We start from the raw sequence: 25494 nt of genomic DNA, 5'->3' as shown, positions 1-25494 counted from the left end.
GCGGACCGGAGATGACGATCGGAGTGGACAGAGAGTCATGAAGCCCAAACCTCATTTGCCGTACCTGCTCGTCCTGCCGGCACTCGCTGTTCTCGTGGCGGTGCTCTACCCCTTCCTCACCGGTGTCTGGTGGTCGTTCACGTCCTACCGACTGAACCGGGGTGCGCCGACATTCAACGGTGGCGCGAACTACCTCAATCTGTTCGTCACCGGGGAGGGGCTGCACGCGATCGGCATCACGCTGCTGTACGCCGTCGTCGTCGTGAGCGTGGAGTGCGTTCTCGGCATCGGACTCGCGATGCTGCTGAACTACGGTCCGTACGGCAGCACGTTCCGCCTGCTGATCGTCCTGCCGCTCCTGCTGCCCCCGGTGATCGCCGCGCTGATGTGGAAGGTGATGCTGACCGAGAACGGTGTCGTGAACTGGCTTCTCGAAGCCGTCGGCCAGCCCGGACTGCTCTGGCTCAACGGCCTCGACAGCGCCCTGTGGTCGGTGATGATCATCGACATCTGGATCTTCACCCCGTTCGTCGTGCTCCTCGCGCAGGCCGGCCTCCGCAGCGTTCCGCAGGAGCTTCGCGAGGCTTCCGCGGTCGACGGTGCGGGTCCGGTCCGGAACTTCTTCTCCATCACGCTGCCGATGCTGGTGCCCGTGCTCATCGTGATCATCGCGTTCCGCGGCATCGACTCCTTGAAGATGTTCGACATCATCTACACGACGACCAAGGGCGGGCCCGTGGACGCGACGACCAACCTCCATGTGCTTGCCTACCTGGACGGCATCCGCAACATGAACTTCGGCGCGGCGATGGCGGCCCTCGTGGTGCTGTGGGTGCTGTGCAACCTGCTGTCGTCCGTGCTGCTCCGGGCGCGTCGGACGGAGGCGGGAGCATGAACGCCTCTCCGAGCGGTTCCGTCGCGCGGTCCCGTCGTCGCAAGAAGCTCCTGCGGCATGGTGCGGTGATCGCGTCGCTGAGCATGTGGAGCGTCTTCGCGCTCGCGCCCCTCGTGTGGATCGTGATGATGTCGTTCAAGAAGGCCGAAGACATCGTCGCCTACCCGCCCACCTTCGTCTTCACTCCGACGTTGACGAACTACGTCGAGGTGCTGAGCAGTGCGAAGTTCATGGCCCCGTTCGTGAACTCGCTCATCGTGACGGTGGGGTCGCTGCTCGTGACGGTCGTGATCGGCCTTCCGACCGCGTACGCACTCGCGCGCTTCTCGTTCCGGGGACGCGAGAACATCGCGTTCGGGATCCTGTCCCTGCGATTCGCTCCCGAATTGCTGATCATCCTGCCGCTGTATCTGCTGTTCCAGAAGACGGGCCTGTACGACTCTCATCTGGGGTTGATCCTGGCGTATCAACTCGTCACGCTGCCCATGCTGGTGTGGATGCTCCGCTCCTTCATCGAGGATCTGCCCGGCGAGCTCGAGGAAGCGGTGGCCATGGATGGGGGCACGCGCTGGACTGCTTTCCGTCACGTGCTCCTGCGACTGATCGCACCGGGCCTCGGCGCGAGTCTGATGCTCTCCTTCGTCTGGGCGTGGAACAGCTACACGCTGCCGCTGGTGCTGGCGGGGAAGAACACGCAGGTCATCACGACCGGGATCCAGCAGTACATCTCCGCGCAATCCATCGACTGGGGACCCATGGCAGCGGCCACGGTCGTCTCCCTCATCCCCGGGATTCTCTTCGCGGTGTTCTCACTGCGCTGGATCGTCGGCGGTCTCACCGCCGGCACTGTCAAAGGCTGAAAGCCCGCACGACCGAAAGGTGCCACCCATGTCCGTTCCTTCCACCATGTACGCCAGCGTGCTCACCGGGCCGAAGCGCGTAGAGCTCGAGAGTCGCCCGGTCCCCTCCCCGGGTGCGGGCGGGGTCCTCATCAAGGTCACCGCGGTCGGCGTCTGCGGCTCGGACACCCACTTCTTCGAATCGGGTGCCGTCGGAGACATCGTCGTCCGGGACCATGTCGTGCTCGGGCACGAGACCGCGGGGGAGATCGTCGCCGTGGGTGCGGGCGTCGATGCGAGCCGCGTGGGGACGCGGGTCGCTGTGGAGCCGCAGACGCCGTGTCGCGCCTGCCGCTTCTGCAAGCGCGGCGCCTATCACCTGTGCCCGAGCATCCGCTTCTTCGGCGCCTGGCCGGTCGACGGCTCCTTCGCGGAGTACGTGATCGTCGACGCCGACTTCGCGCACGAGATCCCCTCGGCCATGACCGACGAGCAGGCCGCGCTCGCCGAACCCGTCTCGGTGGCGATCCACGCGGCCCGTCGTGCAGGTGTCACGGCGGGCGCGAGGGTGCTCATCACCGGAGCCGGCCCGATCGGGGTCCTCACCGCGCAGGTCGCGAAGGCGTTCGGTGCCGTCGAGGTCGTCATCAGTGATCCGATTGCGAAACGGCGGGATTTCGCCCGCGCGCGAGGGGCGGACGAGGTCATCGACTCCACAGGCGATGGTCTCGCTCGCTTCGACCAGTACTTCGACATCTACATCGACGCATCGGGCAGTGCCCAGGCGATCCGTGCCGCGCTGCCGACGATCGTCCGTGGAGGCATCGCGGTCCTCGTCGGCATGGGTGGCAACCAGCTCGACGTTCCCGTCGCGATGCTGCAGCACCGAGAGATCACGCTCGCCGGTACCTTCCGGTACGTCAACACATGGCCGACGGCGATCGATCTGATCTCCCGTGGCATCGTCGACACCTCGGGGATCGTGACCGGACGATACGGCTTGGACGGCGTCGAGGAAGCGCTGATGAAGGCGAAGACGGATCCGGAGGCGATCAAGACCATGATCATCCCCGCTCTCACCGTCTCCGACGCCCGGACGGGCTGAGCGACAGCGAGGAGCGACGCCCTCGCCGGGGTGGCGGATACGAATTCAGTGGGCGCGAGTGGCGAGGTTCGCGGAGGCCCATCGGCCGAGCTGGTCCAGGATCGGCAGGAGCCCCTCGCCACTTGGCGTGAGCGCATAGGAGACGGTGATCGGCGGGCCCGCGTCGACCGTGCGCGCGATGAGTCCGGCATCGGAGAGTTCAGCGAGCCGATCGGAGAGCACGGTGTCGCTGATGCCGGCGACGGCGCGGCGCAGGGCGACGAACGTGGACGGCCCACCGCCGAGTGACGACACGATCATGCCGTTCCACCTTTTCCCGAGCACGCTGAACGCCAGTGTGACGGCGACGTCGCACACCTGACGTTCTTCGTCGACCTCGGCCATTCCCCCATCCTACCCGTGCTACGTTAAGCAGTGTCGCTAAGAAAAACATAGCGACTACGAAAACGAGAGGTAGGCCATGTCCCTGTTCCGCCTGGATGCCAGCATCCTTCCCACGTCGTCCGCCAGCCGGGCGCTCGCCGACCTCGTCGAGGCCGAGTGGACCGCGTCCCACCCCGACTCGATCGTCACCCGCCGCGACCTGGCAAGTGACCCGGTGCCGGCGACCGCGTGGGCGGACGCCGTGACCGGTGGATTCGTCGACGAGGCGCAGTGCACCCCCGCGCAGCGCGACGCCCGCGCGCTCGCTTCGACATTCGCCGACGAGTTGATCGGTGCAGACGCGCTTCTGTTCGCGGTGCCGCTGTACAACTACGGCGTCTCGCAGCACTTCAAGACGTGGTTCGACCTGTCCTACACCGATTCACGCATCGACCCGACCGGCACCGCGCTCAACGGCAAGCCTGCGACGCTCGTCACCGTGCTCGGCGGCAACTACTCGCCCGGCTCGCCGAAGGAGGGCTGGGACCACTCCACCGGCTGGCTGCGCCGCGTGCTCGAAGACGTCTGGGGCCTCGATCTGCGCGTGGTGCAGCGTCCGTTCACGCTGGTCGGCGTGAATCCGGCGCTCGACGCCTTCGCTGACACTGCGCGCGAGCTCAAGGAGAACGCCGAGTCCGACGCCCGCATCTACGGACGCGAGCTCGCGGCGTTGCGCGACCCTCGCGTGGCCTGAGCCGAGCGGTCTTCAATGCCATGGAGGCAGATTCCATTGAACGGGCGCGATTGGCAATTGAAGAAAGAAAGTGCGAAGACCTTCGTGGGATACGTCTGTCCTACCCGTCTCGATCACGAGGGTCTTCACACTTTGTGATGTCTTTCGGAGGCGGATTAGCTCACAGAAATTTCATACGGGAAGCCTGCATCGCACGCCTTAAAAGTGACCTTGCCGCCTGACGCGCCAAAGGGAATCGTCTTCTTGTTGACCGTGTTCCAGAGGTCGGTCGAACACTTCCATTTGATGGTCGTCTGGCCCACGCATGTAGCGGTGAGGCTGCCGTTGCTGTGTGTGATCTTCGAACAGGTTCCCGCGTAGGCGGGGGATCCGCCTCCCACGAGGAGTCCGAGCGCGAGTGCGACACCAGCGCTAATACCGAGGATCTTCTTAGACTTTTTCATTGCATTCTCCGGTCTTCTTCGTTGCGCGGCCCTTCTTAGTTCTCCCCGGACCGCGGTCACAATATACACAGCGGCGGAACTGAGGGCGGACCGACATCCGGTCGTCTTGCAGATTCTCGCCCGCTGGATGGGGCGATACAGCGCCAATGAATAGTCAGGCTAATGACTCGGGGTATGGATGCGGCAGCCACACCGTCACGTTCAGGCCGCCGTCCGTGCGAGGCGTGAGCACCAGAGTCCCGCCGTGGGCCTGCGTGATGCGGTCGACGATCGCGAGGCCGAGCCCGGCACCGGCATGGTCGTCTCCGCGCGTGCGGTCGGCGCCGCGCTGGAACGGCTCGACGAGGGTGGCCACGCGGTGCGCCGGCAGCGCCTCGCCGGTGTTCTCGACGACCAGTGCGACAGCGTGGGGCATCGCGTGCGTGCGCACGGCGACAGCTCCGCCGGACGGCAGGTTGTGCACGATCGCGTTGAGAACGAGGTTCGTCACCAGTTGCGGCAGGAGGGCGGTGGAGCCGAGCACCGGGGCCGGGACACCACCCACCTCCATGGCGACGCCACGACGATCCGCGAGCGGTACGAGCGCTTCCACCGCGCCCTCCGCGAGGAGCGAGAGGTCGACGATCTCTCGGGGGAACGTCCGCTGATCCGCGCGGCTGAGCAGCAGGAGCGCCTCGGTCAGGTCGATCGCGCGAGTGTTGACCTCCTGCAGACGAGAGATCAGTGCATCGACGTCGCGGTCGGGATCGTCGCGGGCTACCTCGAGAAGGGTCTGAGATATCGCCAACGGAGTCCGCAGCTCGTGCGAGGCGTTCGCGGCGAACCGCTGCTGCTCGGCCACGTGGGCCTCGAGCTGTTCGAGCATCGAATCGAAGACGTCAGCTAGGCCGCGAAACTCATCGCCGGGGCCGGGGAGCATGATTCGGTGTGAAAGCGATCCCTGCGCTGCTAGCCGCGCTGCGTCGCCGATACGCCCCAACGGTGCCAGCATGCGTCCGGCGAGGATCCAGCCTCCGGCTAGCCCGATCACGAACAGGACAAGCATTGCTATCGCAGCGACAGGAACGAATACCCTCATGAGGTCGCTGCGGTTGGGAAATACTTCTACGGTGTCCGGCACATACCGCAACAGGTAGAAGACCACCGCTCCCAACAGCAGGATGCCCGACACCACGACGATCCCCGCATAACTCAGCGTGAGCTTGAGCCGGGCACTCATCCCGCGCCGCCTAGGCATCGGCGTCCGTCCCGATCCGGTATCCGACGCCGGGCACCGTCAAGATCAGCCACGGCTCGCCCAGGCGCTTGCGCAGCGACGACACCGTGATGCGCACCGCGTTGGTGAACGGGTCGGCATTCTCGTCCCAGGCGCGCTCCAGCAGCTGCTCGGCGCTGACCACCCCTCCCTCGGCGTCGACGAGCACCTCCAGCACGGCGAACTGCTTGCGGGTGAGGGCGACGTAGCGGTCGTCGCGGTACACCTCGCGACGGAACGGATCCAGGCGCAGCCCCGCGACCTCGAGCACGGGCGGCCGGGATCGTTGTCTGCGTCGGTCCAGGGCACGCAGACGCAGCACGAGTTCGCGCAGCTCGAACGGCTTGGTGAGGTAGTCGTCCGCGCCGATCTCGAAGCCGGTCGCCTTGTCGTCGAGACGGTCGGCCGCCGTGAGCATCAGGATCGGGATGCCGGTGCCGGAGGCCACGATCCACCGCGCGATGTCGTCGCCGGACGGGCCCGGAACGTCACGATCGAGCACGGCGATGTCGTAGGAGTTGATGCTCAGAAGCTCCAGCGCGGTGTCGCCGTCGTTCGCGATGTCGGCCGCGATCGCCTCCAGGCGCAGCCCATCCCGCACCGCCTCGGCGAGGTAGGGCTCGTCCTCGACGATCAGTACACGCATGGCTGCGATCCTACGCAGTGGGGCATATCGGGAGCATATGGAAAAGCGCATACGTCCTCGCAACGCGCGTCCTCCTTCACTGGGAGCATGAACACCCGCACCACCTCCCTCACACCGCGAGCGCGCCGCCGCCGGACCGCTTCGGTCGTCATCGGCCTCGCGCTGGCCGTGATCATCGCCTTCGTCGTCCAGCAGTCGCTGTCCGCGGCCTTCGCCGATGCCGAGCGCACCGGTCCGCTGCCCTCTTCCACGCCCCGGCCGAGCGGGCAGAGCGAAGGGTCGGTCATCGCCCCGAGCGAGGCCGACGGGGTGATCCGCGACGGCGACCAGCCGACCGTCTTCGACGTCGATCGGGCCGCCGTGGGCAACCTCGACGCGTTGCTGCTCGCGGCGCTGCAGCGTGCCGCATCCGATGCGGAGGCCGACGGGGTCACGTTCCGGGTGAACAGTGGATGGCGCACCCCCGCGCTGCAGGAACGGATGCTGCAGGACGCGATCGCGCAGTACGGCTCCGAGGCGGAAGCGCGGCGATGGGTGGCGACTCCGGAGACATCGGAGCATGTGACCGGCGACGCCGTCGACCTCGGTCCGCTGCCCGCCTTGGACTGGCTCGTCCAGCGGGGATGGCGCTACGGGCTCTGCCAGATCTACGCCAATGAGTCGTGGCACTACGAGCTGCGTCCGGAGGCGGTCGACCAGGGGTGCCCCGAGATGCTGCCCGACCCCACCGCCGACCCGAGGACGAAGCGATGACCACCCTCCTGCCTGCCCCGCGGGTGACCCTCTCCCGCCTTCATGCCCCGACGCTGCAGACCATCCCGGAGGCCGTCGCCGAGAACGTACGGCGGGTGCGGGCCACGTGCTCCGCGCGCATCATGGCCGTGGTGAAGGCCGACGGCTACGGCCACGGCGCCGTCACGGTCGCCGAGGCCGCGGTCGCCGCCGGTGCCGAATGGCTCGGGGTCACCGATGTCGCCGACGCCGTCACCCTGCGTGATGCCGGGTTCACCGTGCCGATCCTCTCGTGGCTGAATCCCTCGGGGGCCGATGCGGAGACGGCCGCGGCGCTTCGCATCGACGTCGCGGTCGGCTCTGTGGAGGAGCTGCGCCAGTTGATCGCCGACGCCGTGGATCCGGTCCGCGTGCACCTGCACCTCGATACGGGGATGGCCCGGGGCGGGTGTCCGCTCGACGACTGGGAGGAGCTGTTCCGCACCGCACGCGCGGGGCGGGGCAGGGCCGAGGTGGTGGGTGTGATGGGACATCTGCCTCGCGCCGACGAAGCCGACCCCCGGGCGAACGCGGCGGCCGTGCTGCGCTTTCGGCAGGGCAGGGACGCCGTGCTCCGGGCCGGCTTCGGGCCGGTGCTCGTGCATCTCGCGGCGACGTCCGGCGCGCTCACCGATCCGGGGACGCACTTCGACATGGTGCGCATCGGTGCGGGGCTGGTGGGCATCGACCCCTCCGGGGCGACGACGCTGGCCGGTGCCGCGCGGTGGACCGCCCCCGTCGTGCACAGCGCGCTCGTCCCGGCCGGGACGGCGGTGGGCTACGGGGGCGCGCACATCACGGAACGGGAGACGCGCCTGAGCGTCGTGGGCGTCGGATACGCGGACGGGATCCCGCGGGAGCTCGCGGCGGAGGCGGCCGTGGCGATCGACGGGGCGCGGTATCCGGTCGTGGGGAGGGTGTCGATGGATCAGATCGTGATCGATACCGGCACCGTGCCGGTTCCGCGCGGCGCGGTCGCCACGGTGTTCGGACCTGAGGGGGGAGTCGTGCCGTCGGTGCAGGAGTGGGCGCGGTGGGCGGGCAGCATCCCGCACACCGTCGTCACCGGCATCGGAGCACGAGTGCAGAGGAGTGTGGCATGACCACGAGGGTCTTGGTCATCGGTGGGGGGCAGAACGCCGAGCACGAGGTGTCGCTGGCCTCCGCGGCCGCGGTCGCGGCAGCGCTGCGCATGGGCGATCACGAAGTCACGAGTGCGACGATCGATCGAGAGGGGGTGTGGAGGGCCGACGGCATCCCGACCGGGGTCTCGGCGGCGGAGTCGCTGGCGCTCGCGCTTCCGCTGCTCGCCCGCACCGACGTGGTCTTCCCGGCGGTGCACGGCGCGCTCGGGGAGGACGGCGCGCTCGCGGCCCTGTGTGCACTCGCCGGAGTGCGCGTGGTCGGGTCGGGCCTGCGGGCGGGCGCGATCGGCATGGACAAGTGGACCACCAAGCTGGTCGCGGACGCAGTGGGCCTCGGTACCGCGCGCGGTCGTCTGGTCGCCGCCGAGGACATCGGGGATGTGGAGTTCGAAGGAGAGGTCGTCGTCAAGCCGGTGTCGGCCGGATCCAGCCACGGCGTGAGTCTGGTGCGCGAGGAGGGTGGGCTGCTCGCGGCGCTGCGGGAGGCGGCGCGCTTCGACCGGCGGATCCTGGTCGAGGAGGTCGTGCGGGCACGCGAGATCGACGTGGCGGTGCTGCGCGAGAAGGGGGGTATCCGCTGGGCGGCCCCGCCCCTGGAGATCCACGCGACCGGGCTCTTCGACACCGCCACGAAGTACGACGGCAGCGCGCGGTTCACGGTCCCGGCTCAGCTCGACGCGGCCGAGGTGGCGGCGCTCAAACGGGCGGCGATCGCGGTCTTCGACGCCCTCGGCTGTGACGGGGTCGCACGGATGGACTTCTTCCTCACCGATCGGGGTCCGCTGCTGAACGAGGTCAACACCATGCCGGGGCTGACGGCCGCGTCGCAGGTGCCGCGGATGTTCGCGGCGGCGGGCGTGACCTACGTCGACCTGGTGGCGCGGCTCGTGCGTGCGGCATCGTGACCGGCGCGCGTGCGCCGCGGGTCGGTTGGCCGGATGTCGCGAAGGGCATCTGCATCATCCTCGTGGTGCTGTGGCACGTGGTGACGAAGGTCGCGGTCGAGATGCCCGGCGCGGGACCCGTGACAGACGTCTGGGTGATGCTGAACGCGCAGCTGCTCCCGCTGCGGATCCCGCTGTTCTTCCTGGTATCCGGGGTGTTCGCCGCGCGGGCGGTGCTCGACGTGGGCGGACGCTCCTGGCGTCGTCGAGCGGGGCGCCTCGCCCTGCTCTACGTCGTGTGGGTGCTCATCCAGACGTTCGTGCTCGCCCTGACGCCCGGCTTCGACACGGCACGGGCGAACGACGGATGGGAGCTGCTCGCGCAGCTGACCCTCAGCCCGACGAACCTCTGGTACCTGCTCGCGCTCGCGGTCTACCTGACGATCGGTCGGCTCACTCGCGGCCTCCCGACGGCCGTCGTGCTGTCGGTGGCCTTCGTGATCGCGGCGGTCGCCGGTGCCGGGGTCATCCCCGACCTCGGCAACCTCTGGCAGCTGGTGCAGAACCTGTTCTTCTTCCTCCTCGGGCTTCGAGGGCGTGCGGTCATCGAGCGGTTCGCGCAGAGCGTCGGGGTGTGGCGCACGCTCGCGCTCGCCGCCGTCTACGTCGCGGCGCTGGCGCTCGTGGCAGGCCTGACCCTCCGTCTGCTGCCGGGGGTGTGGCCCGCGCTCGCCCTGATCGCGGTGGCGTGCGGGGTGTCGCTCAGCGTGCTCCTGGACCGGCACCTCGAGGTGGTCGCCCGACCGTTGCGCTGGATCGGCCGGCGGACCCTGCCCATCTACGTGCTGCACATGATGCCCCTCGCCCTGATCGATGCGGGGCTGGATGCTGCGGGCTGGAGGACGACGCCGGTGCTCGAAGCCATCGGCCCTCTCGTGCTGACGGCGTCGGTGATCGCGATCTGTCTGGGAGTACATGCGCTGCTCGTGCGCGGCGGACTCGGGGCGCTGTTCGACCCCCTGCAGGCGATCGACCGCCTGGCGCCGCACCTGCGGCGATGAAGGCCTCGACAATCGGCGGCGGACGGCGGATCCTGGAGTCATGGCGGCCTTCACAGCGGACAACGCGTTCAGCGGATTCAGCGTCGACGACATCGATGCGGCGAAAGAGTTCTACGGCACGACCCTCGGCCTCGACGTCGAGGTGAACGCGATGGGGTTCCTCGACCTGCGGCTGCCCCGCGGCGGGTCGATCCTCGTCTACGCGAAGCCGAACCACACACCGGCGAGCTTCACGATCCTGAACTTCCCGGTGGCGGATGTCGACGCCGCGGTGGACGAGCTCATCGCGCGCGGGGTGCAGACCAAGATCTACAGCGACGAGGAGTTCCCGTCCGATTCGCGTGGCATCGTGCGCGGCAACGGTCAGGGGCCGGACATCGCGTGGTTCCGCGACCCTGCGGGCAACGTGCTCGCCGTCCTGCAGGCCTGACGACCGGACGCCGCTACAGCCGGTCGACTCCGGTCACCGTGACCACGGCCTGACCGGCGTCGTCGGACTCGGCGAGGTCGATCGTCGCGGTGATGCCCCAGTCGTGGTCGCCGGCGGGATCGTCGAGGATGTGCCGCGCGGTCCAGGTGGTCGGCCCTTCGGCGAGGATCAGCAGCTTCGAACTACGGGCGTCCGCGCCGGTCAGGATCTCGTCGTGGTCGGCGAAGTACCCGTCGAGGGCGTCGGACCAGGCGTCGGCTCCGAAACCGGGGTCGAGCTCGGCGAGCCCGTCGACGTCGTCCCGCGCGGCGAGCTGCACACGGCGGAACAGCTCGTTCCGGACCAGTATGCGGAAAGCGCGGATGTTGCTCGTGAGGCGCTTCGGGGCGGGTGGAACGATTGGTTCGTCGGGCGCATGCGGATCGAAGCGCCCGTTGTCGACGCCCGCGACCAGTTCTTCCCACTCATCGAGCAGGCTCGAGTCGACCTGGCGGACCAACTCGCCCAGCCACTCGATGAGGTCGCGCAGATCCTCATCCTTGAACTCCTCGGGGATGGTCTGCGAGGCCGCACGGTAGGCATCGGAGAGGTAGCGCAGCACCACGCCCTCGGACCGCGCGATCTTGTAGTACGCGACATATTCCCCGAACGACATGGCTCGCTCGTACATGTCGCGCACCACGGACTTGGGGTGCAGTTCGAAGTCGCGGATCCACGGCTGCGCCGCGCTGAACGTCTCGAACGCGGCTGACAGCAGCTCATCGAGCGGCTTCGGGTAGGTGATCTGCTCGAGCAGCTCCATCCGCTCGTCGTACTCGATGCCCTCGGACTTCATCGCGGCGACCGCCTCGCCGCGGGCCAGGAACTCCTGCTGGCTCAGCACGGCACGGGGATCGTCGAGCGTCGACTCCACGATCGAGATCATGTCGAGAGCGTAGGAGCCGGTGCCCGTGCCCGCGGTCGGGTCGGGGTCGAGCAGCTCGAACGCGGCGAGGGCGAAGGGTGACAGCGGCTGGTTGAGCGCGAAGTTCGGCTGCAGGTCGACCGTGAGCCGGATGTCGCCGTCAGGGGTCTTCTCGACGATGCCCGATTCGCGGAGGGTGCGGTAGATGCCGATGGCCCGGAGCGCCAACTCGCGCTGGCGCTTCCGCGGCTCGTGGTTGTCATATACCAGCGCGCGCATATTGGCGAAGACGTCGCCGCCACGGGCGATCACGTTGAGCATCATCGCGCTCGTGATCTGCATGTGCGAGGTCAGTGTCTCCGGCACCGCGTCGATGAGCTTGCGGAACGACGGCTCACCCCACGACACGAAACCGTCCGGGGCCTTCTTGCGGACGATCTTGCGCTTCTTCTTCGGGTCGTCGCCGGCCTTCTTCACGGCCGCGACGTTCTCGCTCTCGTGCTCGGGGGCCTGCGCGACGACCGTGCCCGCGGTGTCGTAGCCCGCACGGCCCGCGCGGCCGGCGATCTGGTGGAACTCGCGGGCGTTGAGCTGCCGCATCCGGGAGCCGTCGAACTTCGTGAGCGCAGTGAGCAGCACGGTCCGGATCGGGACGTTGATGCCGACGCCGAGCGTGTCGGTGCCGCAGATCACGCGCAGCAGTCCGCGCTGGGCGAGCTGTTCGACTAGGCGGCGGTACTTCGGCAGCATCCCCGCGTGATGCACCCCGATCCCTGCGCGCAAGAAGCGGGAGAGGGTCTTGCCGAACGCGGTCGTGAAACGGAACTGGGCGATCAGCGCCGCGATCTCGTCGCGCTGCTCGCGGGTCGCGACCTTGGTGCTCGACAGAGCCTGGGCCCGCTCCATCGCGGCCGCCTGCGAGAAGTGCACGATGTAGATCGGTGCCTGCCCGGTGCTCAGCAGATCGTCGATCGTCTCGTGGATCGGGGTCGTCTCGTAGAAGAAGTGCAGGGGCACAGGGCGCTCGACGCCGGTGACCGTCGCCGTCTCGCGGCCCGTGCGACGGGTGAGGTCCGCCGCGAGTTCGGTGACATCGCCGAGGGTCGCCGACATCAGGACGAACTGCGCCTGCGGCAGCTCGAGCAGCGGCACCTGCCACGCCCACCCGCGGTCGGGGTCGGCGTAGAAGTGGAACTCGTCCATCACGACCTGACCGACGTCGGCATCGGTGCCCTGGCGCAGCGAGAGGTTCGCGAGGATCTCGGCTGTGCAGCAGATGATGGGCGCGTCGGCGTTGACCGCGGAGTCGCCCGTGACCATCCCGACGTTCTCGGCCCCGAACACGTCGACCAGCGCGAAGAACTTCTCGCTCACGAGTGCCTTGATCGGTGCCGTGTAGTAGCTGCGCCGTCCGGCGACCAGTGCGCTGAAGTGCGCGCCGATCGCGACGAGCGACTTCCCGGTGCCGGTGGGGGTGGACAGGATCAGGTTGTTGCCGGAGACGATCTCGATGACCGCCTCGTCCTGCGCGGGATACAGCCGGATGCCGGTCGACTCCGCCCATTCGACGAATGCGAGGTAGACGGCGTCCGGGTCCGCGGCGTCCGGAACGATGGCGGGGTCGAGCCGCGGCGAGGAAGTCATGGTCCCTCGATCATCCCATCCGCCATCCCGTCCGTTCGTCCCGCCGCCCTGCCGCCCTTCCTGCCGCCCTTCCTGCCGCCCTGCCGCCTGTTGTGAAGGAGATCTCGCGATTCGAAGGACTCGTCCGGGGAATCGCTCCTTCGAATCGCGAGTTCTCCTTCGAATCGCGAGTTCTCCTTCGAATCGCGAGTTCTCCTTCGAATCGCGAGTTCTCCTTCGAGTCGCGAGTTCTCCTTCGAATCGTGAGTTCTCCGTCGTCGCGTGGGGGTCAGACTCCGGTTGCCGCGCGCAGCGCGATGCGGATCATGTCTCCGAAGGTCTGCTCGCGCTCCTGCGCGGTCGTCTGCTCGCCGGTGACGATGTGGTCGCTCACGGTGCAGATCGCGAGGGCGCGCCGACCGTAGTACGCCGCGAGCGTGTAGAGACCGGCGGCCTCCATCTCGACGCCGAGGATGCCGTGCCGCACGAAGGGTTCCGTGAGCTCGGGTCGGGTGCTGTAGAACTGGTCGCTCGAGAAGAGCTGCCCCACGTGCACGGTCGACTCGAGGGTCTCGGCCTCACTCGCCTCGACCGCGGCGCGCAGCAGAGAGAAGTCGGCCACGGGCGCATAGTCGAGTCCGTGGAAGCGCACCCGGTTGATGCCGGAGTCCGTGCTGGCGCCGTTGGCGATGATGATGTCGCGGATCCGCACATCCTCGGTCAGCGCTCCGCACGAGCCGACCCGCACGATCGTCTGCACGTCGTAGGAGTCGAACAGTTCGTTCGCATAGATCGCCATCGAGGGCTGGCCCATCCCCGAACCCTGGACCGAGACGCGGTGCCCTTCCCAAGCGCCGGTGAAGCCCAGCATCCCGCGCGTCTCGGAGTACAGTTCTGCATCCTCGAGGAACGTCTCGGCGATCCACTTCGCCCGCAGCGGATCGCCGGGGAACAGGACGATGGGGGCGATCTGACCGGGCTCTGCCGCGATGTGGGTGCTCATGACCTCAGCGTATCCAGCGCCCACACGCATCCGTCCGGGCGAACGCGGCTCGTGAAGGAGAACTCGCGGAATGAAGGAGCGGATCCCGGATGCGGACCTTCACAGCGTGAGTTCTCCTTCAGGGCGTGAGTTCTCCTTCACAACGGGAGTTCTCCTTCACAACGGGAGTTCTCCTTCAGGGTGTGAGTTCTCCTTCAGGGCGTGAGCGCCTCAGCCTCCACAGGATGAGCGGCTCACCCCCACACGCGGGGACGCCTCAGCCCTCGCGGCGTCGGACGAGTTCGTCGATCCAGAGTGGCGCGAAGGGTGAGGTGCAGCCCGGGGCGGTCGGGTAGTCGGCGAGGACCTGCAGACGCTCGCCGATGGCCCGGGCCCTCGCGCGGTGCTCCGGATGGAAGATGCCGATGTTGGCGAGGGTCTCGTTCATGGCCCACTGCAGCCGTGGCGGTGCATCCTTCAGGTCGCGCTCGATCAGGTCCAGCAGGTGCGGCAGGTCGAGTCCGTCCGCGTCCTTCATCACCCGCACGGTCGTGAGCGACCAGGCGGCGGCGGCCACGGTCGGGTCGGCGTCGTCGAACCAGCGCAGCCGCAGTTCCTCGGCCAGCGGTGTCTTCTTGGCGACGTAGTTCACGAACCAGTCGTTGACCTTCGGCGGGCGGGTCTCGCGCAGCATGGCGTCGAGCTCATCGGCGGTGAAGTCGCGCGGGCGGCAGATCAGCAGGGCCAGCAGCCGTGCCGAGGTCTCGCCGGTCGCCCACAGCTCCTGCGCGAGAGGCTGGTCCGTCTTGATCTTCTTGGCCAACGCGCGCATCCGGCTGAGGTTGATCCCGTGGTCGTCGCCGCGCTTCTCGTTGGCGGCGCGCATCTTCGGATCCTCGAGCGCGGCGAGTTCGTCGAGGGCTTCGGCAACGGTGACGTCGGACATGTCTCCAGGGTAGGCGGCTTTCGAATCGCGTGAATGGTCCGAAGTCGGCGTCGGATGCAACACTTTGCGCGACGAGAAAGGCCGACGGGTCAGTCCTCGTCGAGGAGCTCACCCCTGATCCGGCGCAGATCCTCCATGAGAGAGCCGATCAGGATCCAGTGCTGGGAGGACGGCGGGCGCAGCACGAGCGGGGCGGTGAGCGCGGGGATCGTGGAGGTCAACGTCTCGGGTTCCGGCGATGCCTCGGCGACCTGCACCGCGAGGCGGACGTCGTGCCCGGCCCGCCGCAGCTGCTCGGCGATCGCGACCACGGCCGGCTCCTCGCCGATCGTGTCGTCGTAGTGGTCGAAGTAGGCCCGGGTCATGCCGATCGTCTGGGTCACGATGGGGGACAGCCGCTCGAGGAGCTCCCGCATCTCCCGCAGCTCCGCGCGATGCGTGGAGCGCCGAGGGTTCAGCGTGAGCGATTCCTCTCCGGCGGCGATGGAGGCGTCCGCGGCATCCTTCATCGGCCGCAGCAGGCGTACTTCGAGCATCAGTTCCTGCAGCTGTGCGGGCGTCTGCGGTTCTGGGAGCGCGACGGCGAGTCGGTCGAGGCTCGCGGCGAGTTCGCGCCCGAGGAGGCTGACATCCCGCAGTGCCGGAGCGACCAGCACGGGAGGGACGATGAGGGCGTTCACCACGATGCCGATGGCCACGCCGATCAGCGTCTCCACGATGCGCGCGAACGCGTATTCAGGACTCGACGAGCCCAGCGCCAGCACCAGCATCGCCGAGATCGCGACCTGGTTGCCCGTTCCCGGTGAGGCGCGGAACACCCACGCGACCAGCATCGCCACGACGATCGCGAGCAGCACGATCCAGGTCGGCGAACCGAACAGCAGGCCCAGGGCGACGGCGATCACGACTCCCGCGATCACCCCGATGCTGCGTTCGAGCGCCTTCGACAGCGACTGGTTCACGCTGGGCTGCACGACCAGGAGGGCGGCGATCGCGGCGAAGACCGGCAGCTGCGCGGGGAAGACCCATCCGGCGATGAGCCACGCGGCGATCGTCGCTGCGGCCGACTTCACGACCTGCAGCAGCGGAGAGCGCTGGGAGGCGCGGATCGCGGCGGGGATGCGCATGCCTCCACGGTAGTCGTGACGTCCTGTGCCCGTGGCTCTTGCGTCGCAGGGAGATGCGGGGTTACGCTCTGCCTAACTAATAGTCGTTAGGTAAATGATGACCAGAGCAACGATCCTCACGGAGGCCCGCACGATCTTCGCGCGCCAGGGGTACGCCGAGACGAGCCTGCGCGAGATCGCCGAGGCCGTCGGGATCAAGACGCCCTCCCTCTACGCACACTTCCCCAGCAAGGAAGCGCTGTACGCCGAGGTCTACGCCGGGGTCTCGGTCGATCACACCGCGTTCTTCGACGAGCTCCTCCAGCGCAGCTCGGCGTTGGAGCCGCTCGCACGCCTGCACCACATCCTCGGGGGGATCGAGGCGTACTACCGCGACCGACCCGACCTCGCCGAGTTCAGCCTCAGGGCGGCGGTCACCGAGTACGGACCCGCTGGCGAGCAGCTGCGACAGATCTTCCTCGACTCGGAGTCGACTCTCGCGGCTGCCGTGCGCCAGACCTATGACGACGGTGTCGCGGCAGGAACCTTCGCCGCCGGCGACGCCGAGGGCTTCACGGCGCTGGTGTTCGTGGTCATGGACGGCCTCTTCCTCCAGCTCACCCACTACTCGCCCGAGATCTACCGCGAGCGCTTCGATCAAGCCTGGCGACACCTCTCCACGATCCTGTCCCGATGAACCCCGCCGCATCGATGCGGCGGACACCATCACCCCTCGCCGGCGCGGAGCCACGAACTCCGACCCGGCATCGCACGACCCGGCCGCACAGACAGGCCGCCCCCGACCCGCCCTGCGAGTCGTCCGCATTCCGGGAACCCGAATCCCCGCCGACGGACTCGCAGGGCCACTTCTCAAGGAAAAGATGATGACCACCACCGACTATGAGCACGGTGTCGTGCCGCAGGACCAGCGCAAGAGCTGGCTGTCGATCGCCATCGTGTGGATCGCGATCGGCATCGACCTCTCCGGGGCGTTCCTCGGCGTCTCTCTCGCTTCCGGTATGGCCTTCTGGCCGGCGATCGGTGCCACGATGCTCGGATCCCTCCTGCTCGGACTGCTCGCGATGGCCTGCGCCTACGTCGGCGCCGCCACCGGGCTCTCCACCGCGATGATCTCCCGAGCCGTGTTCGGCCGCATCGGCGGCGCGATCCTCGCCCTGGCGATCGCCGTGAGTCTGGTCGGCTGGTACGCCGTGCAGGCCGGATTCTTCGGTGCGAACGCGCAGATCGCGTTCGCCGAGTTCACCGGGGTCGACGTGCCGGTGCAGGTGTTCACCGCGATCGGCGGCGTGCTGATGGCGATCACCGCGTTCTGGGGGTACCGCTCCATCAACCGTCTCAGCACCCTCGCGGTGCCGCTGCTGCTTCTGCTGCTGGTCGTCGGCGTCATCGTCGCATTCACGGTGAACGGTGCGGCGGGTCTCCAGGCCCCGGTCGAGGCCACCTTCACCTTCGGCGGAGCGGTGTCGCTCGTCATGGGCATCTTCATCCTCGGCGTCGTGCTCGCCCCCGATATGGCGCGGTGGGCGAAGACCCCGAAGCAGGCCATGATCGCCGGCTTCGTGGGGTTCTTCTTCGGCAACTCGATCATCCTGGTCGTCGCGATCCTGCTCGCCCGCATCATGGACGGCACCGAGCTGATGGCGATCTTCTTCGCGCTCGGCCTCGGCGGTGTCGCCGTGATCGTGCTGATCCTGGCGCAGTGGACCACGAACACCACCAACCTCTACTCGGCCGGACTCTCGTTCGCGTCGATCAGTGAGCGGCTGAGTCGTCGCGCCGTCACGATCGTGCTCGGCGCCATCGGCATCGTCGTCGGGGTGATCGGCGCTGCCGACTACTTCGTGCAGTTCATCCTCGTCATCGGCACGATCATCGCCCCCTACGGCGGTGTGTACCTGGCGTCGTTCTTCACAGGCCGCAAGACGGCGCGCTGGGCGCACGGCGCCACCGTGCCGCTGGTCGACGGCTGGTCGATCGCGGCCTGGGTGGTCGGGATCTTCGTCGCCGTCGCGACGACGAATCCGGCGGACGGCCCCGGCTTCGGCTGGTTCACCCTCACGTCGATCTCGGCTCTCGACGGTCTCCTCGTGGGTTTCGTCGCGTATCTCGTGCTGCTGCCGCTGCGCCGCCGCGTGACGTCGGCGTCGGCCCCGGTCGCAGACGAGGTGAGCGCATGAGCGCTGTCGTCACGACGCCCGTGATCACGGAGGCCGACATCGACGAGATCGCCCTCGGTGCCGCCGTGCTCGGCACCGGAGGGGGCGGCGACCCGCACGTCGGCTCGCTGATCGCCAAGCGCCTCATCCGCCTCCACGGGCCGGTCCCGCTGATCGCCGTCGAAGACCTGAGCGATGACGACTTCGTCATCCCGATCGGAGGGATCGGCGCTCCCTCCGTGAGCGTGGAGCGCATCCAGGCCGAGTCCGAGCTGCTCGCGGCCCTGCACGCGATCGAGCGCGCCGTGGGTCGCAAGGCGACAGCGGTGATGCCGATCGAGGTCGGTGGCGGCAACTCGATGATCCCGATCGCGGCCGCAGCCCTCGCTGGCCTCCCGATGGTCGACGGCGATGCGATGGGTCGGGCGTTCCCCGAGGCGCAGATGGTCACCTTCCACCTGGCCGGCTACGGACCCGGCACGACCGTGCTGGTCGACCATCACGGCAATGAGGTGGTGAGCCGCCCGATCGATGGCGGATGGTCGGAGCGCATCGCTCGGGCGGTCACCGTCGAGATGGGCGGAGGGGCGACCATGATCGACTACGCGTACGGCGGCGACGTCGTGCGCGAGTGCGCGATCCCCGGCACTCTCGGACTCGCTCAGCGCATCGGGCGCATCCTGCGGGGGAGGGATACTGCCGGACGCGAGCTTCGAGACGATGAGCGCATCGACGCGCTGTGCGCCGACCTCGACGCCGTGCGCCTGTTCGACGGCAAGGTGGCAGACCTGCAGCGTGCCGTGGACGGTGGATTCACGCGCGGCGCGGCCGAGCTGGTCGGTGTCGGCGCCGACCGGGGCAGTGCGTTCCGGCTCGATTTCCAGAACGAGATGCTGCTCGGACGCCGCGACGGCGTGCTCGCGGCCGTGACCCCCGATCTGATCGCCGTGCTCGACCTGGCGACGGGCATGCCGATCACGACGGAGTCCCTCCGGTACGGCGCGCGGGTCGCGGTGGTCGCGATCCCCTGCCACGACAAGTGGCGTACGTCCATCGGTCTGGAGACCGCCGGACCCGCCCACTTCGGGTACGACGTGGAGTGGGTCCCGGTCGAAGACATCGCGCAGCGCTCCGGTGCGCGCACGACGGACGAGGACGCCGCGTGATGGCCGGCAGGTATCGCCTCGGCATCGACGTCGGCGGCACGAACACCGACGCCGTCATCCTCGACGAGCGGCTCGACGTCGTCGCGTCGGTCAAGCGGCCGACCACGGCCGACACCGGCGACGGCGTGGCCGCGGCCATCGACGCGGTGCTCGCGGCCTCCGGCGTCGATGCCGCGCTGATCGGGCACGCCATGCTCGGCACCACCCACTGCACCAACGCGATCGTGGAGCGCCGCGGGCTCGGCCGTGTGGGCATCCTCCGACTCGGTGCACCGGCCACTACCGCGGTTCCTCCGCTGGAGGGGTGGCCGGACGATCTGCGGGCGGCGATCGGTGAGCACGCGCACCTGCTGGCCGGCGGTTTCGAGGTCGACGGCCGAGCGCTCTCCCCGATCGATGAAGATGCCGTGCGCGAGGCCTGTGCACGGATGCGCGGCGAGGTCGACGCGGTCGCCGTCGTGGGAGTGTTCGCCCCGATCGACGAAAGCCAGGAGGAGCGGGTCGCCACCATCGTCACGGAGGAGCTGGGTGTTCCCGTGTCGCGGTCGGCGCGCATCGGCTCGCTCGGACTGCTCGAGCGCGAGAACGCGACCGTGCTGAACGCGGCGCTGATGCAGACGCTCCGGCAGATGGCCGCAGGCTTCGTGGCGGCCCTGCGCGAGCGCGGCATCCCCGCCACGCCCTACTTCGGCCAGAACGACGGCACCCTCATGCAGCTCGAGTACGCGCTCGAGTTCCCGGTGCTGACGATCGGGTGCGGACCCACGAACTCCATCCGCGGCGCCGCGCACCTCTCCGGGGCGACGGATGCCCTGGTGGTCGACATCGGTGGCACCACGACCGACATCGGCGTGCTGGTCGACGGGTTCCCCCGCCAATCGGCCCACGCGGTCGAGATCGGCGGCATCCGCACCAACTTCCGCATGCCCGACGTGCTGTCGGTCGGACTCGGCGGCGGCACGATCATCCGCGAGACCGAGGCGGGCACGACGGTCGGCCCCGACAGTGTCGGCTATCGGCTTCCTCAGGAGGGCCTGGCCTTCGGAGGGGACACCCTCACGGCCACCGACATCGCGCTCGCGGTCGGAGGGGCCGGGATCGACGGACTCGAGGCGCCCGCTGTTCCTGAGGCGGTCGGCGCCGCGGCCTGGAGTGCGATGCGCGAGATCCTCGAGGACTCGATCGACCGGATGAAGCCGAACGCCGCACCGGTCCCGGTCATCCTGGTCGGGGGTGGCGGCATCATCGCGCCGACCGAGCTCGACGGCGTCACCGAACTGATCCGCCCCGACCACTTCGGCGCGGCGAACGCGGTGGGCGCGGCCCTCGGCGAGGTCGCCGGGCAGGTCGAGAAGATCTACCGGGTCGACCCGTCCGACCGACGGGCCTCCCGTGCGGACGCCGCCGCGGAGGCGACCGAGCGAGCGCGACTTGCGGGCGCGGACCCGGCGACGATCGAGGTCGTCGCGGTGGAGGAGCTGCCGGTGGCGTACTCCGACGGCACGGCCGTGCTCATCCGCGCCAGAGCGGTCGGTCGCCTGGCGGCCTGAGACGCTGTGGGCGGAACGACCTCGGAAGAGCGGGGGTTCCTTCCGTCATAGGTGCGTGCTTGCATGGGCGCATGGATCAGGACGCGAGGCTGCGCGGCGAGACCACGGCGGTCTGGGCGACCGTGATCTGCTTCGTCCTCGGCACGATCGCCGGCATCTTGATCCTGGGTCCCGCCGCGCGCCCGCTCACGGGCACGGAAGCCCTCGCGATGCCGGCCGCGGTGATCGCGGGGGTGATCGCCGCGGCAGCCTTCCTCACGAGCACGCTGATGCACCGCCGAGGGGAGACGGCGCCCATGCCGCGCTGGCAGGCGGTGGTGTCCGACCTCTCGTCGATCGCCCTGACCGTCGCGTTCGGAGTCGTCACGATGATGGGCGTGCTGCTGACCGCCGAGGTTCTGGCGGCGGGTCTTCAGGGGCTGCAGCTCGCCGCGATCGGAGGTGGGCTCCTCACCGGGGTGGCCTCGGCCGTCGGTGGGCGCTTCGCGTTCGGGGCCGGTGTCGACCTTCGCACGGTCGATCTCGCCGCGCTCCTGTTCGGGTTCCTCGTGATCGGCACGCTCTTCGCCATGGTCACGGCGGCCGATCCGCGATGGTGGGAGGAGAACTTCTCGCAGCTGGGCTCCGGGTCGTGGGCTTTCAACGGAACCCTCCTGGTCGCCGGCCTCCTCGTCGCGACCGTGGGGTCGTACATCGGCCGCGACCTGCACCGCCTCCTCGGCGATGCCGCCCTCCCTCGTCTCGCCGTCGTGGTCGGGGCATGGGCGGCGACGGGCGTCGCACTCGCCGCGGTCGGGCTGCTGCCGCTGCACCGGGTGCCGCTCCCGCACGACATCGCCGCCTTCGCCACTCTCGTGCTGTTCGCCGTGGCGGCGGCCACCACCGTGGCATCGATCCCCGGGCGGCCACGCGCTCTGCTGATCACGTCGATCGGGGTGGGCCTCCTCCTCGCGGTCGCGATCGTGCTGTGGGTCCCGTTCGGGCTGTACTCGACCACCGCCGTCGAAGCCATCGTCGTCGGGCTCGGACTGCTGTGGATGGCGACCCTCGTGCGTGTGCTCGCAATCCTCACGCCGGACACCTCCCGCCCTTCGGCGCGCACTTCCCTGATGCCCACCCGGCACGCGTAGTGCCGGCATCCCTAGACACCGGAATCCGAAAGATAGGGCATCTGCCCGATGTCGAGGGGCGCCCGCAGAGCGGACTCTAGGGATACGCAGAACCATCGAGGAGAACCCCATGTACGAGCACCCGTATCTCAGCGAACAGCTCACCCGGCACGACCAGGAGCAGATGGAGCGTGCCGCCGCCCGACGCCTCTTCCTCATCGAGCACGCCGACCAGATCCGGCCGCGTCCGGAGGGAGCCGTCCGACGCATGCTGCGCCGCGCGTTCGGCAGCGCCCGGCAGCGGTCGGCGACGCCACCCACGTCCGCTCGGTGCGACGCAGCGGCAGCTCCCGCGCAGTGAGCGGCGTCCTCGCGAAGCGCGCGTTGCAGGCCGTGCCGAATGTCGGTCCGGGGTGGGACGATGAATCCATGCCCCTTTCCCCGTCGAGCGCTGCGATGGTCGGCCGCGAGGCCGAGCTGACCGAGGTGCGCCGGTCGTTCGCCGGTGTGCGCGACGGCGTGCCTGCGGCCCTGCTCGTGGAGGGAGAGGCCGGGATCGGCAAGTCGCGTCTGCTGCGCGAGTTCGCCGCCGAGATCGAGCAGACCGCCGACGTGCACGTGGGCTGGTGTCTCGACCTCGGTGCCTCGCGCACGCCGTACGGTCCGTTGACCGGCATCCTGCGCTCGATCGTCACGCGCATGGGCGTCGACAGGGTGCGCGACTCGGTGGGAGTCGGGGCGGAGGCCCTCGGCATGCTGCTCCCCGAACTCGTCGACACCCCGACCGATCGTGACCGCACCAGTCCCGAGCGGCTGAGAGACGCGATCGCCTCCCTCATCGAGGCGGCGGCCGAGCGCGCTCCTCAGGTGCTCGTGGTCGAAGACCTGCACTGGGCGGATGAGTCGACGCTCGCCATCCTCTCCTTCCTGCTGCGGGCGTTGGGTCGCGGCCGCATCCTGTTGCTCCTCAGCTGCCGCAGCGACGACGTGCGGCGCGGCGATGCGGTGAGTCGGTTCATCGGAGAGGCGACGCGCGCGCGGCTGCTCGACCGCGTGACCCTTGCCCGGCTCGACGCCTCCGCCGTCCGCGAGCTGGCGGAGCAGATCACCGGCCGCGCGCTCACCGAGAGCGCGCTCGACCGTATGCAGGAGAGGGCGGAGGGCGTCCCCTTCTTCATCGAGGAGATCGCCGGATGCACGAACGGCCCGCTCCCCGATGGGCTCCGTGACCTGCTGCTCGCCCGCTTCGACAGGCTGAGCGACGATGCGCGACACGTCGTGCAGGTCGTCTCCGGGGCCGAGCGTCCGTTGTCGCACCCGCTCATCACGAGTCTCGTCGGCCTGCCGGAGCAGCGGCTCGATGACGCGATCCGCGAGGCGACCCGCAGCGGAATCCTGGTCGTGGGCGACGACGACTATCGCTTCCGCCACGCGCTGCTGCGCGAGGCCGTGCACGACGACCTGCTCCCCGGTGAACGGGCGCGGCTGCACCGTGCCTACGCCGAGGCGCTCGAGGCGCAGTGCGCGGAGTCGGACACCAGCGATGCCGCGGCGCTCGCCTACCACTGGCAACTCGCACAAGACGATCGGAAGGCTCTCATCGCCGCCGCCGATGCCATGCGGCAGGCGAAGGCACAGTATGCGTTCGCGAGCGCGGCCCGCTTCGGTGAGCTGGCGCTGGAGCTGTGGCCGCTCGTGCCCGACGCGGCCGACGCAGCGCGCATCGAGCGCCTGGACCTGCTCCTGGTGCTCGGTTCGATCCTGCGCAACGCCGGTGACGGAGACCGGGCCCTCGCCGTAGCGAACGTCGCCCTCGCCGAGGTCGACCCGAAGACGGTCGACCCGCGGCTGCACGCGCGGCTGCTGCGCAACAAGGCGCTGTACCTGGTCAACCTCGGGCGTCTGGGAGCGATACCGCTCCTGCAGCAGGCTCTGACCATCGCCGACGAGCACGTGCATGACGACGTCTTCCGCGCCGAACTCCTCAACCAGCTCGCGAGCAGACGCATGATCGCGGGCGACCGTGAGGAGGCGATCCGGCTCGCGGACGAGGCCGAGCGCAGTGCTGCCGGCGCCGAATCCACGGATCAGCTGTCGATCGCCGCGAACGTGCGCGGTGGGTCCCTCGCCCATCTGGGACACATCGAGGAGGGGGTACGCGAGTACGAGCGTGCGCGTGTGCTCGCGACGGGGACGACCGCCGAGATGCGTTACCGCGTGAACTACTCCGACCTGCTCACGTTGCTGGGCCGCTACCGTGAGGCGGTCGAGGTCGCAGAAGAGGGCCTGCAGCGTGCGCGTGAGCTCCGGGTCGAGCGCACCTCGGGGTCGATCATGGCGCAGAACATGGTCGTCCCCCTGCTCGAACTCGGAGAGATCGCACGGGTCGAGGAGATGCTGGCGCGTGACTTCGTGCAGGGGACCCTGCGCGTGTTCCGCATGTACATGAGCATGACGCGCGTGCGGGTGCTGGCCTGGCGCGGAAGATCGGCCGAGGCCGCAGAGCTGTTGCAGGCGTGGCTGCCCGCCTTCGAGGAGACCGGTGGCTCGGAACGTCAGATCTGGTACGACCGGGTCATGATGACGGTCGCGGTCGCCGAGAGCGAGGGCAACCTCCGCGGAGCCCTCGACGCGATCCTCGAGATGCTGCGTGACGACCGGCCCGCGTTGCTGCACCAGCGTCGGCTGCTGCTGGAGGGCGGGGCGATCATCGCCGAGCTGCGCGCCGAGGGGGCCGATGTCACGGAGGAGTCCGACGCCATCCGCGCCGCCTGGCTCGCGCAACCCGTGCCGCTGCAGAACGATGCGTGGTCGACGATCCTCGATGCCCTCCTCGACCCGCGCGGCGATGCGCTCGACGCCGCCCTGCGCAGCGCCGAGGGAGAAGACGTCCCGGTCATCTTCCGAGCGGTCCTCCGCCTCGAGAGCGCGCGCCTGCGGGTGCACGAGGGGGATCGCGCATCCGCAGCATCGGTGCTCGGTGAGGCCGCCGCGTTGGCGGACTCCCTGGGCAATGCGCAGCTCCAGGCGGCGGTCTCGCGGTTCAGCGCCGACGCTGGTCTTCGCGCCCCCGATGCGCCGCTGAGCGACGACCTGCTCACCGCTCGTGAGAGGCAAGTGCTCGAGCTCATCGCCGAGGGCCTGAGCAACCGACAGATCGGCGACCGCCTGTTCATCAGCGTGAAGACGGTGAGCGTCCACGTCTCCGCGGTTCTGCGCAAGCTCGGAGTGAACACGCGCACCGAAGCGGCTCTCGTGCAGAAGAATCCGTCGTTCCGTGCTGCTGCTCAGTCTCCCGTGGTAGCGTGACAAAGCGCGCGTGTCGGATGTTCCGACTCGG

23 protein-coding genes are annotated in these 25494 nt (G+C 68.9%); 16 read left to right on the top strand and 7 right to left on the bottom strand.

The genetic code is table 11. The features are described from left to right. Nucleotides 1–37: 37 nt before the first annotated feature. Genes ACLF6J_RS09560 through ACLF6J_RS09550 form a run of 3 tightly spaced genes read left to right on the top strand, consistent with a single transcriptional unit; the run spans nucleotide 38 to nucleotide 2839 of the window. Nucleotides 38–895, top strand: coding sequence for a carbohydrate ABC transporter permease (locus ACLF6J_RS09560; RefSeq protein ID WP_047523301.1), 858 nt, complete (start codon nucleotides 38–40; stop codon nucleotides 893–895). Further along, nucleotides 892–1755, top strand: coding sequence for a carbohydrate ABC transporter permease (locus tag ACLF6J_RS09555; RefSeq protein WP_134352767.1), 864 nt, complete (start codon nucleotides 892–894; stop codon nucleotides 1753–1755). The genes ACLF6J_RS09560 and ACLF6J_RS09555 overlap by 4 nt, the downstream gene beginning before the upstream one ends. A gap of 28 nt (nucleotides 1756–1783) precedes the next feature. After that, a complete protein-coding gene (locus ACLF6J_RS09550) occupies nucleotides 1784–2839 on the top strand; it encodes an NAD(P)-dependent alcohol dehydrogenase (protein ID WP_134352768.1) in 1056 nt (351 codons plus the stop codon). Nucleotides 2840–2884: 45 nt separating this feature from the next. Here ACLF6J_RS09550 and ACLF6J_RS09545 read toward each other — a convergent pair whose 3' ends face one another. Further along, nucleotides 2885–3223, bottom strand: coding sequence for a winged helix-turn-helix transcriptional regulator (locus tag ACLF6J_RS09545; RefSeq protein WP_131492000.1), 339 nt, complete (start codon nucleotides 3221–3223; stop codon nucleotides 2885–2887). Between the two features lie 76 nt (nucleotides 3224–3299). Between ACLF6J_RS09545 and ACLF6J_RS09540 the strand changes: the two genes are divergently transcribed. Further along, nucleotides 3300–3956 carry an FMN-dependent NADH-azoreductase gene (locus tag ACLF6J_RS09540; protein ID WP_134352769.1) on the top strand — a complete coding sequence of 219 codons (657 nt, stop codon included), beginning with the start codon at nucleotides 3300–3302 and terminating at the stop codon, nucleotides 3954–3956. Between the two features lie 597 nt (nucleotides 3957–4553). Here ACLF6J_RS09540 and ACLF6J_RS09535 read toward each other — a convergent pair. Together ACLF6J_RS09535 and ACLF6J_RS09530 are read right to left on the bottom strand one after the other, a co-directional pair. Continuing rightward, nucleotides 4554–5618, bottom strand: coding sequence for a sensor histidine kinase (locus ACLF6J_RS09535; RefSeq protein WP_131492002.1), 1065 nt, complete (start codon nucleotides 5616–5618; stop codon nucleotides 4554–4556). A gap of 10 nt (nucleotides 5619–5628) precedes the next feature. Then, the gene (locus ACLF6J_RS09530; RefSeq protein WP_134352770.1) at nucleotides 5629–6300 is read right to left on the bottom strand and encodes a response regulator transcription factor; all 672 of its coding nucleotides are present in this window, start codon (nucleotides 6298–6300) and stop codon (nucleotides 5629–5631) included. Between the two features lie 87 nt (nucleotides 6301–6387). Here ACLF6J_RS09530 and ACLF6J_RS09525 point away from each other — a divergent pair, with 87 nt between their 5' ends. The 5 genes from ACLF6J_RS09525 to ACLF6J_RS09505 are packed head-to-tail and all read left to right on the top strand — an operon-like array spanning nucleotide 6388 to nucleotide 10591. Beyond that, entirely contained in the window at nucleotides 6388–7053 is a 666-nt protein-coding gene (locus ACLF6J_RS09525) for a M15 family metallopeptidase (RefSeq protein ID WP_134352771.1), read from the top strand. Then, nucleotides 7050–8174: an alanine racemase gene (gene alr / locus ACLF6J_RS09520; protein ID WP_134352772.1), complete on the top strand. Its 1125-nt coding sequence runs from the start codon at nucleotides 7050–7052 to the stop codon at nucleotides 8172–8174. Before ACLF6J_RS09525 ends, alr begins: the two co-directional genes overlap by 4 nt. Further along, nucleotides 8171–9121 carry a D-alanine--D-alanine ligase family protein gene (locus ACLF6J_RS09515; protein ID WP_134352773.1) on the top strand — a complete coding sequence of 317 codons (951 nt, stop codon included), beginning with the start codon at nucleotides 8171–8173 and terminating at the stop codon, nucleotides 9119–9121. The genes alr and ACLF6J_RS09515 overlap by 4 nt, the downstream gene beginning before the upstream one ends. Then, complete coding sequence (locus ACLF6J_RS09510; protein ID WP_166804685.1) at nucleotides 9118–10161, top strand: acyltransferase family protein; 1044 nt, start codon at nucleotides 9118–9120, stop codon at nucleotides 10159–10161. Before ACLF6J_RS09515 ends, ACLF6J_RS09510 begins: the two co-directional genes overlap by 4 nt. 40 nt (nucleotides 10162–10201) lie before the next feature. Then, nucleotides 10202–10591: a VOC family protein gene (locus ACLF6J_RS09505; RefSeq protein WP_134352775.1), complete on the top strand. Its 390-nt coding sequence runs from the start codon at nucleotides 10202–10204 to the stop codon at nucleotides 10589–10591. 13 nt (nucleotides 10592–10604) lie between these two features. Here ACLF6J_RS09505 and ACLF6J_RS09500 read toward each other — a convergent pair whose 3' ends face one another. From ACLF6J_RS09500 to ACLF6J_RS09485, 4 genes are all read right to left on the bottom strand, one after another. Next, on the bottom strand, nucleotides 10605–13139 hold the full coding sequence (locus ACLF6J_RS09500; protein WP_421076858.1) for a DEAD/DEAH box helicase: 2535 nt from the start codon (nucleotides 13137–13139) through the stop codon (nucleotides 10605–10607). A 268-nt stretch (nucleotides 13140–13407) separates the two neighbouring features. Next, entirely contained in the window at nucleotides 13408–14121 is a 714-nt protein-coding gene (gene deoD, locus ACLF6J_RS09495) for a purine-nucleoside phosphorylase (protein ID WP_134352777.1), read from the bottom strand. Nucleotides 14122–14377: 256 nt separating this feature from the next. Further along, nucleotides 14378–15046: a DNA alkylation repair protein gene (locus ACLF6J_RS09490; RefSeq protein ID WP_134352778.1), complete on the bottom strand. Its 669-nt coding sequence runs from the start codon at nucleotides 15044–15046 to the stop codon at nucleotides 14378–14380. Nucleotides 15047–15135: 89 nt separating this feature from the next. After that, nucleotides 15136–16173 (bottom strand): FUSC family protein, encoded by a 1038-nt coding sequence (locus tag ACLF6J_RS09485; RefSeq protein ID WP_047523288.1) that lies wholly within the window; start codon nucleotides 16171–16173, stop codon nucleotides 15136–15138. Nucleotides 16174–16267: 94 nt separating this feature from the next. On the opposite strand from ACLF6J_RS09485, the gene ACLF6J_RS09480 reads away from it, so the two are divergent. The 7 genes from ACLF6J_RS09480 to ACLF6J_RS09450 all read left to right on the top strand — a co-directional run bounded on the left by ACLF6J_RS09480 (nucleotide 16268) and on the right by ACLF6J_RS09450 (nucleotide 25463). Beyond that, nucleotides 16268–16849, top strand: coding sequence for a TetR/AcrR family transcriptional regulator (locus ACLF6J_RS09480; RefSeq protein ID WP_166804686.1), 582 nt, complete (start codon nucleotides 16268–16270; stop codon nucleotides 16847–16849). A gap of 187 nt (nucleotides 16850–17036) precedes the next feature. Continuing rightward, nucleotides 17037–18350 (top strand): cytosine permease, encoded by a 1314-nt coding sequence (locus ACLF6J_RS09475; protein WP_244093572.1) that lies wholly within the window; start codon nucleotides 17037–17039, stop codon nucleotides 18348–18350. Further along, nucleotides 18347–19495, top strand: a complete 1149-nt coding sequence (locus ACLF6J_RS09470) for a DUF917 domain-containing protein (RefSeq protein ID WP_134352780.1) — start codon at nucleotides 18347–18349, stop codon at nucleotides 19493–19495. The genes ACLF6J_RS09475 and ACLF6J_RS09470 overlap by 4 nt, the downstream gene beginning before the upstream one ends. Continuing rightward, nucleotides 19495–21045 carry a hydantoinase/oxoprolinase N-terminal domain-containing protein gene (locus ACLF6J_RS09465; protein ID WP_134352781.1) on the top strand — a complete coding sequence of 517 codons (1551 nt, stop codon included), beginning with the start codon at nucleotides 19495–19497 and terminating at the stop codon, nucleotides 21043–21045. The genes ACLF6J_RS09470 and ACLF6J_RS09465 overlap by 1 nt, the downstream gene beginning before the upstream one ends. A gap of 71 nt (nucleotides 21046–21116) precedes the next feature. Beyond that, complete coding sequence (locus ACLF6J_RS09460) at nucleotides 21117–22175, top strand: DUF998 domain-containing protein (RefSeq protein WP_134352782.1); 1059 nt, start codon at nucleotides 21117–21119, stop codon at nucleotides 22173–22175. 109 nt (nucleotides 22176–22284) lie between these two features. Further along, nucleotides 22285–22515, top strand: a complete 231-nt coding sequence (locus tag ACLF6J_RS09455; protein WP_166804687.1) for a hypothetical protein — start codon at nucleotides 22285–22287, stop codon at nucleotides 22513–22515. 68 nt (nucleotides 22516–22583) lie between these two features. Next, entirely contained in the window at nucleotides 22584–25463 is a 2880-nt protein-coding gene (locus ACLF6J_RS09450) for a helix-turn-helix transcriptional regulator (protein WP_166804688.1), read from the top strand. Nucleotides 25464–25494 lie beyond the last annotated feature (31 nt).

It is taken from the genome of Microbacterium sp. IO18 (assembly GCF_049099505.1).
Classification (GTDB): domain Bacteria; phylum Actinomycetota; class Actinomycetes; order Actinomycetales; family Microbacteriaceae; genus Microbacterium; species Microbacterium aurugineum.
Note: the sequence above shows the minus strand (reverse complement) of the source record. Positions and strands in the feature narration are given on the sequence as shown.